This is a genomic window from Polaromonas sp., from assembly GCF_029945895.1.
GTDB lineage: Bacteria > Pseudomonadota > Gammaproteobacteria > Burkholderiales > Burkholderiaceae_C > Polaromonas.
Genome location: NZ_JAQSDL010000119.1, coordinates 1 through 6959, shown reverse-complemented (window position 1 = coordinate 6959; position 6959 = coordinate 1). Strand labels below are relative to the sequence as shown.

Here is a 6959-nt window from a genome sequence, read left to right as displayed (position 1 = left end):
AGACGGTGGCGCTGGGGTTGTGCGGCGAGTTGATGATGATCGCGCGCGTTTTGGGGGTGAGGGCGGCGGAAATCTTGTCGAAGTCGGGGCGGAAGGTGCCGGGTGTCAGGGGCACGCGCACGGGAATGCCGCCGGCCAGCTCGATGTTGGGCACATAGCTGTCGTAACAGGGCTCGAGCACGATGACTTCATCACCGGGGTGCACCACGGCCAGCACCGCCGTGAGGATGGCCTGCGTGGCGCCGGCCGTCACCGTGATCTCGGTGGCCGGGTTGTAGCTGCGGCCGTGCAGCTGCTGCAGCTTGGCGGCAATCGCCTCGCGCAGCACCGGCACACCGGGCATGGGCGGGTACTGGTTCAGGCCGCGGGTCATGGCATCGTTGACGGCGCCGACCAGTTGGGGGTCGCAGTCGAAGTCCGGGAAGCCCTGGCCGAGGTTGACCGCGTTTTTTTCGAGGGCCAGCGCCGACATCACGGTGAAGATGGTGGTGCCCACGGCGGGCAGTTTGGTCTGTAGTTCTGGCGTGCGCTCGCTGGCAAAAGGCATGGTTGTCATGGGGATGGGTGGGTGCTGGAGGAAAGGTTTTTAAAGTTCGAAGTCGCCGTGGCGGCTGCTCATGGCCCGGGTGATCTGGGCGCGGTCGAGCTTGTCATTGAGCAGTTCGGCAAACTTGTAGACAAAGTTGCGCAGGTAGGCGCTGCGCTTGAAGGCGACACGCGCCACGTTCACGCCGAACAAGTGGCCGACCGGCAGGGCGACCAGGTCGGTGTTGGTGCCATCGTCCTTGAGCGCCATCTCGGCCACAATGCCGACGCCCAGGCCCAGGCGTACATAGGTCTTGATCACGTCGGAGTCGATCGCTTCGAGCGCAATGCGCGGATGCAGGTGTTTGGCGGCAAAAGCCTGGTCGACCTTGGTGCGGCCGGTAAACGAGGGGTGGTAGGTGATCAGCGGTTGCTCGGCCAGGTCTTCCAGCGTGATGTTGTCCTGTCTGGCCAGAGGGTGGTCCAGCGGCAGCACCAGCATGTGCTGCCACTCGTAACACGGCAGCGTGACCAGCTCTTCATACTGCGCCAGCGACTCGGTGGCAATGCCGATCTCGGCCACCTCGTCAATCAGCATGCGCGCCACCTGGTCGGGCGAGCCCTGGTGCAGACTGACATTGACCTTGGGAAAGGCTTCGCGAAGCCTGGCCACCGGCTGCGGCAGAACATAACGGGCCTGGGTGTGCGTGGTCGCGATGGACAGGGTGCCGCTGTCCTGGGCGGAGAACTGCTCGCCGATACGCCGCAGGTTGCCGACCTCGCGCATGATGATGTCTATGCTTTTGAGAACGTGTTCGCCCGGCTCGGTCACACGCTTGAGGCGTTTGCCATGTCGTGCAAAAATTTCCACGCCCAGTTCTTCCTCCAGCTCGATGATGGCCTTGGACACCCCCGGCTGCGAGGTGTGCAGGATGCGTGCGGTTTCGGTAAGGTTGAGGTTGCGCCGGACGGCTTCCTGGACAAAGCGAAATTGATGAAGGTTCATATCCGATTCTTGCTAATTATTCGCTTTATTATGCCCTTTGCAGCCTAAGAAGAGCGGGCGCAGCACAAAGCAGCGAGCCTTCATGCCCTCCGCTTCAGGACAGGGCGATATCGGCCATCAAGGCCGTCAGCCGTGGGTGCTCACCGGCCGTTGGCATCAGGGCCACCGGCACGTCCGGGTGCTGGGCGCGGACTTCTGCCAGCAGCAGCGGCAGGTCTTCCCGGGCATGTTTCCCCACACCGAGAAAAAGCGGGAAAACCTTTATGGTGCTTGCGCCAGCAGCTATCAAATCAGTAGCGGCCTGGGCCAGATCCGGCGTGCACAACTCGAGGTAGGCGCAACTGACCAGGGCGCCGGGATCGCGCGCCCGGATCGCCTCGGCCACGGCCTCGATCGGCAGACGCCAGAGGGGGTCGCGCGAGCCGTGCGCAAACAAAACAATGCCTTGCCTGGCCATCAGCGTCTCAATACCAGCCAGCCGAACGCGCCCAGCGAGATCGCGGTGTAAAGCAGGCCCGGCGCCGCGGCCGCCAGCCAGGGCTGCCAGTTCTGCAGGTTGCCGATGTAGCCAAACACGTTGTTGAGCAGAAAAAAGCTGATGCCGATCATCACGCCGCCGAACACATAACCGGCGATGCCGCCGCTGCGAAAGTGAAGGTAGGCAAAGGGCAGGGCCAGCACCACCATCACCAGGCAGCTCAGCGGGTAAAACACCTTTTTCCAGAATTCGATTTCGTAACGCTGGGCGGTCTGCCCATTGGCGTTGAGGTGACGGATGTAGGCGAACAGGTCGATGGTGCTCATGCGTTCCGGCTTGAGCACGGCGACCGAGACCATCTCCGCGCTGATGCCGGTGGGCCAGCGGAACTGGGCGATCTTGTTGATGCTGATTTTGGCGGTGTCACGACCAGCGCCGCTGCTGGAAGCCTGCCCTGGCTGCACGGTGAATTCGGTCCGGGTGCCGTTTTCGAGCTGCCAGGAGTCGTCGGTGGCAAACCGGGCGATGGCCGACCGTGTGATGGACACCAACAGGCCCTTGTTGTCGAACTCGAAAACCCGTACCGCCTGCATTTCGTTGTCGGCCGACAGTGCGCCGACGTTGACCACATAGCTGTTGTAGGCCTGTTTTTCCTTGAGCCACGCGCCGGTCTGACCGATGGTGATGCGGCCCTGGTAACGCGCCTTGAGCAGCTGGGCCGCACGGTCCGCAGCCGGGGCCACGTAGTCGCCGATGGCAAAACAGATCACGACAAAAATCGCCCCCAGGGTCAGCAGCAGGCGCAGCGCGCGCCAGGGTTCCAGGCCGCTGGTGCGCAAGATGGTGTATTCCGAACTCTGCGCCAGACGGGCCATCACGAAAATGGTGCCGATCAGCACCGAAATGGGCACCAGCTCGTAGAGGTGGCTGGGAATCAGCAGCGCCACATACAACAGCGCATGCCGGATCTGGTAGGTGTTTTCGTCGGAACTGACCACGCCCGCCGCATTTTTGCCCAGGTACTGCAGTTCGTCGACCAGGTCGAAAAAGAAAAACAGCGCCAGAAACCCAACCGCCACAAAGGCAATGGAGGCCAGCACCTCGCCATAAATCAGTCGGCGTATGGTTTTCATGCGGCCACCTTGCCCGCCTGCCGGCTGGCCTGCCGTTTACGCTGCCGGCTCATGGCGCCCTTGAAGGTCCAGTTCAGGTGGCGTTTGGACAGCCAGCCCAGCGCTAGCAGCAAGGCGCCTCCGTGCAGGGCCAGCACAAAGCCGGCGAAATTGGCCGCGCCCACGCTGATCCAGCTCTGGCCCAGGTTCAGCAGGTTGTGATAGACGACAAAGGTGAACAGCACAAAGATCAGGTTGCCGCTGCGCCCGGCGCGCGGGTTGACACTGGCCAGCGCCAGCGCAATCACGACAAAATTGATGGCGGCCAGCGCCATGCCCAGACGCCACGCCAGCTCGCCCTGGTTGGTTCGTGTGGGCGACTTCATCAGTTCACGGGTGGACTTGGATTTTTCGGGGATGTTGGCCCCGTTGATCAGCGGACTGTCGCCGGCCTTGCTGCCGTATTCCGCAAATTCGGTGATCTTCAGGGCCGACTTGCCGATCTCGCTTTCCAGCCGCTGGCCGTTGTCGAGCAGCAGCATCTGGTCCTTGCCGACCGTTTCGATGCGGCCGGAACTGGCGGTGGTCACCGAATTCTTGCCCTTTTCGGTGGAGGCGATGAAGACGTTGTTGCTGGCTTTCTCCCCGCTGGTATCGCGGTCGATGAAAAAGACCCGGTTGCCACTGGACGACTCCTGGAACTGGCCGGGCGAGACGCGCTCCAGGTCGCCGCGCTGCTCGTACCGGTCCCGCACCTCCTGGGTCTGCTGATTGGACCAGGGCCAGACAAACACCGACATCAGCGTGATCACCAGCAGCACCGGCCAGGCGAAGCGAAAAAGGGGAACAAGAAAAAAGCCGAGCCCGCGGCCACTGACAAACCAGACGACCATTTCGCTGTCACGGTACATGCGCGAGAGGGTACTGACCATCGCCACAAACAGCGAGAGCGTCAGGATAATCGGCATGCGGCCCAGAGCCGAGTAACCCATGACCAGCATCACGTCCTGCGGGTTGACACTGCCGCGCGAAGCCTGCCCGAGTGTCCGGATCAGGATGATGGTGATCACAATGGTCATCAAAACCACAAGGGTGGCTCCAAAACTGCGTGCCAGCTCTTTGCGGATCGAGGATTGGAATAACATTGACTGAAACTTGCCCTTAACAACAACCGACAACTGCGCTTGCGACGCCTAACCCTCGATTATGGACTTTGAACTCAAAACCCTGACCCCCGCCCGCATTTGCGCCGAAAAATGTGATGCCCTGATTGTCCTGGTGGCCGGCGAGACGGGTGCCGGAACCGACGCAGTGTCGAAAATGGTGACTCTGGCCCTGAAGGCGGGTGACTTTGAAAGCAAGACCGGCAAGCTGCTCAGCGCCTACCGCCCCGAAGGTGTGGCCGCCACGCGGGTGCTGCTGGCGGGGGCCGGCGACGGCAGTGCCAAAAGCGTACGGACTGCCGTGCATGCCGCGATGGTCACCCTGAAAAACACCAATGCGCGGCGCGTTCTGCTGAGCCTCTGCGCATTGCCGCAGGCCGGGCAGGAGGCTGTGCGTGCCGCCGTGCTGGCGTGCGCCGATGCCGCCTATCTTTACAACACCACCAAATCAAAGCCGGCCGAACAGAAACTCAAGCAGGTGCTGGTGGCTGTCTCCTCGCTGGCGGGCAGCCGTGCCGGATTCGACAAGGGCGTCGGGCTGGCCACGGGCCTCGCACTCGCCAGGGAGTGGGCCAACCGGCCGTCCAACCACGCCACGCCGACCATGCTCGCCCAGGCCGCCAGGGAGCTCGGGAAGCTGCCCGGGATCAAGGTGGAGGTGCTGGGTCCCAAAGAGGTCGCCAAACTCGGCATGGGTTCTTTCATGGCCGTCGCCCAGGGCTCGGAAGAACCGCTGCGTTTCATCGTGCTGCGTTATGACGGTGGCGCCAAAGCGGAAGCGCCGGTGGTGCTGATCGGCAAGGGCATCACCTTCGACACCGGCGGCATATCCATCAAGCCGGCCGCCGAGATGGACGAGATGAAATATGACATGGGTGGTGCCGCCAGCGTGATGGGCACCTTCCGCGCGCTGGCCGAGCTGCAGCCCGCGCTCAATGTGGTGGGCCTGATTCCGGCCTGTGAAAACATGCCCGACGGTCGCGCCGTCAAACCCGGCGATGTGGTGACCAGCATGAGCGGGCAGACCATCGAGATCCTCAACACCGACGCCGAAGGCCGCTTGGTCCTGTGTGATGCGCTGACCTATGCGGAACGCCTGAAGCCGCGCGCCGTGGTGGACATTGCCACCCTGACCGGCGCCTGCGTGATTGCACTGGGCGGCGTGCGCAGCGGGATGTTCTCCAGTGACGACGTCCTGGCTCAGGCCCTGGCCGCAGCCGGCGACAGCTCGCTCGATTTGTGCTGGCGTATGCCGCTCGATGACGAATACGCCGACGGTCTGAAAACCCATTTCGCGGACGTGGCGAACGTCGCCGGACGCGCGGGCGGCGCCATCACCGCGGCCAAATTTCTGCAGCGTTTTGCCGGCAAGTTTCCCTGGGCGCACCTCGACATCGCCGGCACGGCCTGGAAAAGCGGTGCCGCCAAGGGTGCGACCGGCCGGCCCGTGCCCCTGCTGGTCGACTTTTTGCTGAGCCAGGTTCTTCCAGCCAGGGCGCCAGCCAAAACCCGGACCCCCAAGGCGGGGGCCCGGTCCCGCGCATGACGGAAGTTGCTTTTCATTTCAACGTGCCGGACAAGCTGACCTACAGCTGCCGGCTGCTGCGCAAGGCCTGGGGCAGCGGGGCGCGCGTGGTGGTGACGGCCGAGCCGGACATGCTGGACCGGCTCGACCAGTTGTTGTGGACCTTTTCCCCGCTGGAGTTTGTGCCGCATTGCCACCTGAGCGCCGTCCCGTCCACCGTGTCTGTGACGCCGGTGGTGCTGGCCGGGTCGCTTGAGGCCTGTCCCCACCATGAGGTGCTGGTCAATCTCGGACACCAGGTGCCGGTCGGATTTGAGCGTTTCGAGCGGTTCATCGAACTGGTCACCCTGGCCGATGACGACCGCGCGGCGGCCCGCAGCCGCTGGAAGCATTACGCCGACCGCGGTTATGCCATGAAGCGGCATGACCTGGCCAGCGCGGGCGCAACATGAACCGCCCGCCACCCCGGTTTGTGCCCACGCTGACGGAAGTGGTGCAACCCCAGGCCACCACGCCCGGGGGCCGGACCGCTCCCGCGGCAATGGACATGCAGCACTTTCAGGAGCAGATGGTGCATCGCGTGATGCAGCGTGTCGATTTGACACTGGACCGGCTGCTGCGCGAGACCGTGGGCCGTCTGGTGCTGGAGCACACCCAGGCACTGGCGCCCAGCCTCAGGGACGAAATCGAGATCGTCGTGCGGCAGTCGGTCAACCAGGCCTTTGAACAGGAACTGGCCAGCCAACTGCTGGACAAGCCCTGAAACTGCTGCGACCCGGGCTTCCCCTTTCCATGCGGATGGCTTGTTGAAGGACGTAAATAATGCCAGAAGCGGCTGCGGTTGGACGACCTGTTGCCTGCGGTTGCCGGCATTTTTGCCGATGGCTGATCATGCCGCACGGCCCAGCGTTACCGTTGGGAATGGGCTGCTTCTCGCGTTTTATTAGATTCGCTAATAGCAGATCAATTTCGTTTCTTTCCCGGCCCCCACCGCGCAACACTAGGGCTGCTTGCTATGGTGCGGGCGCAGAAATTGCGTTATGTTCGTGGCTGTTGAGTAAAAAAATCAGTTCTCAACCCTTAACGGTAATTTAATAATTGGAGTGTATTTATGCAAATGAAATGGACTGCGGTCGCTTTGGCCGCCATG

At 62.7% G+C, this 6959-nt stretch carries 8 protein-coding genes; 3 read left to right on the top strand and 5 right to left on the bottom strand.

The features are described from left to right. The 5 genes from PSV33_RS18885 to lptF form a co-directional block, all read right to left on the bottom strand. Positions 1 to 556: aminotransferase class I/II-fold pyridoxal phosphate-dependent enzyme (locus tag PSV33_RS18885; RefSeq protein ID WP_300564164.1), on the bottom strand; the 556-nt coding region annotated here is incomplete at its 3' end. Between the two features lie 30 nt (positions 557 to 586). Next, positions 587 to 1531 (bottom strand): CysB family HTH-type transcriptional regulator, encoded by a 945-nt coding sequence (locus PSV33_RS18880; protein ID WP_300560867.1) that lies wholly within the window; start codon positions 1529 to 1531, stop codon positions 587 to 589. 94 nt (positions 1532 to 1625) lie between these two features. After that, positions 1626 to 1988, bottom strand: coding sequence for a CbiX/SirB N-terminal domain-containing protein (locus PSV33_RS18875; protein ID WP_300560873.1), 363 nt, complete (start codon positions 1986 to 1988; stop codon positions 1626 to 1628). Further along, positions 1988 to 3142, bottom strand: a complete 1155-nt coding sequence (gene lptG / locus PSV33_RS18870; protein WP_300560875.1) for an LPS export ABC transporter permease LptG — start codon at positions 3140 to 3142, stop codon at positions 1988 to 1990. The genes PSV33_RS18875 and lptG overlap by 1 nt, the downstream gene beginning before the upstream one ends. Further along, positions 3139 to 4266 (bottom strand): LPS export ABC transporter permease LptF, encoded by a 1128-nt coding sequence (gene lptF / locus PSV33_RS18865; protein WP_300560877.1) that lies wholly within the window; start codon positions 4264 to 4266, stop codon positions 3139 to 3141. The genes lptG and lptF overlap by 4 nt, the downstream gene beginning before the upstream one ends. 61 nt (positions 4267 to 4327) lie before the next feature. Here lptF and PSV33_RS18860 point away from each other — a divergent pair, with 61 nt between their 5' ends. From PSV33_RS18860 to PSV33_RS18850, 3 genes are read left to right on the top strand one after another with little or no spacing between them, the layout of a single operon-like run. After that, positions 4328 to 5830, top strand: a complete 1503-nt coding sequence (locus PSV33_RS18860) for a leucyl aminopeptidase (RefSeq protein ID WP_300564162.1) — start codon at positions 4328 to 4330, stop codon at positions 5828 to 5830. After that, positions 5827 to 6261 carry a DNA polymerase III subunit chi gene (locus PSV33_RS18855; RefSeq protein ID WP_300564160.1) on the top strand — a complete coding sequence of 145 codons (435 nt, stop codon included), beginning with the start codon at positions 5827 to 5829 and terminating at the stop codon, positions 6259 to 6261. The genes PSV33_RS18860 and PSV33_RS18855 overlap by 4 nt, the downstream gene beginning before the upstream one ends. After that, a complete protein-coding gene (locus PSV33_RS18850) occupies positions 6258 to 6572 on the top strand; it encodes a hypothetical protein (protein ID WP_096662229.1) in 315 nt (104 codons plus the stop codon). Before PSV33_RS18855 ends, PSV33_RS18850 begins: the two co-directional genes overlap by 4 nt. Positions 6573 to 6959: the final 387 nt, after the last annotated feature.

Bases quoted from the DNA above. Each gene is read 5' to 3' on its own strand.
- PSV33_RS18880 (WP_300560867.1), bottom strand. From the start codon at position 1,531: ATGAACCTTCATCAATTTCGCTTTGTCCAGGAAGCCGTCCGGCGCAAC.
- PSV33_RS18875 (WP_300560873.1), bottom strand. From the start codon at position 1,988: ATGGCCAGGCAAGGCATTGTTTTGTTTGCGCACGGCTCGCGCGACCCC.
- lptG (WP_300560875.1), bottom strand. From the start codon at position 3,142: ATGAAAACCATACGCCGACTGATTTATGGCGAGGTGCTGGCCTCCATT.
- lptF (WP_300560877.1), bottom strand. From the start codon at position 4,266: ATGTTATTCCAATCCTCGATCCGCAAAGAGCTGGCACGCAGTTTTGGA.
- PSV33_RS18860 (WP_300564162.1), top strand. From the start codon at position 4,328: ATGGACTTTGAACTCAAAACCCTGACCCCCGCCCGCATTTGCGCCGAA.
- PSV33_RS18855 (WP_300564160.1), top strand. From the start codon at position 5,827: ATGACGGAAGTTGCTTTTCATTTCAACGTGCCGGACAAGCTGACCTAC.
- PSV33_RS18850 (WP_096662229.1), top strand. From the start codon at position 6,258: ATGAACCGCCCGCCACCCCGGTTTGTGCCCACGCTGACGGAAGTGGTG.